The following is a 971-nucleotide window of genomic DNA, read 5'->3' as shown; positions in this document are numbered from 1 at the left end:
ATGGTCATTCCGCCGCTTGCGGGGCCGCGCTGCGGCGGCGCCAGATCCGCCAGCCGACGGTGCCGGCGGCGGCGACCACGGCGACGGCGACCAGGGCCAGCAGCCCCTGCAGCCAGGGCGCGCTGGAGCGGTGCACCCAGAAGCCGGCGACATTGGTCAGCGGGTCGGCGACCGGCGGCATTGCCGCCTCCGGATCGGTCGGCAGGAACACGACCGAGACATTCTCGTACAGCAGGCCCTTGATGCCGTTCGCCACCAGCATCTTGATCTCGGGCGTCAGCTTCGACAGGTCGACATCGGCGCGGTGGCGGATGACCACCGAGGCGGAGGAGGGGGTGGAAGCGACCTTCAGCCCCTCGCTGTCCGGCAGCACGACATGGACGCGGGCGGAGTAGACGCCGTCGATCTCGGAGATCGTGCTCGACAGCTCCTGGCTCAGCGCATAGATCAGCCGCGCCTGCTCCTCGACCGGCGACGAGACCAGCCCCTCGCCCTTGAACAGGTCCGGGATCTTGGCGTAGCGCTCGCGCGGATAGCCGTTGCGGCGCAGCACGTCGACCGCGTCGGCGAAGCGATCCTCCTCGACCGAGACGACCAAGCCGCGATCCTTGGTGATCTCGCGCTCGGCCGGGATGCCCTGGTGCAGCAGGATCGCGACCATCTCGTTGGCCTCGCGCTCCTCCAGGTTGCTGTAGAGCTCCACCTTGCAGGCGGCGAGCAGCAGCAGCGCGGCGAACGCGAAGGGCTTGACCCAGGATTTGAGCAATTCCGGTCGACCTTTCTGAGATCCTGTCCAAACCCGCCGGGATGGCCGGCGCCGCGGTCAGCCGCGCAGCAGGGTTTCCGGAACGTTGCCCAGTTGCCGGGCGGTGGTGGTGACCAGGGTGGTCCGCAGCATGCCGTTGTTGAACTCCTGCGTCGCCGCCCGCATCTCGCGCATCTGGCCCTTGAAGTCGACCTCCGGCGCCGCC

The 971-nt window shown here is 69.0% G+C and carries 1 protein-coding gene; it reads right to left on the bottom strand.

The window, feature by feature from the left end:
* Positions 1–4: 4 nt before the first annotated feature.
* Positions 5–766 (bottom strand): type III secretion system inner membrane ring lipoprotein SctJ, encoded by a 762-nt coding sequence (gene sctJ, locus P409_RS35195; RefSeq protein WP_034849730.1) that lies wholly within the window; start codon positions 764–766, stop codon positions 5–7.
* Positions 767–971: the final 205 nt, after the last annotated feature.

The sequence above is a fragment of the Inquilinus limosus MP06 genome (genome assembly GCF_000767795.1).
Taxonomy (GTDB): Bacteria; Pseudomonadota; Alphaproteobacteria; order DSM-16000; family Inquilinaceae; genus Inquilinus; species Inquilinus limosus_E.
Note: the sequence above shows the minus strand (reverse complement) of the source record. Positions and strands in the feature narration are given on the sequence as shown.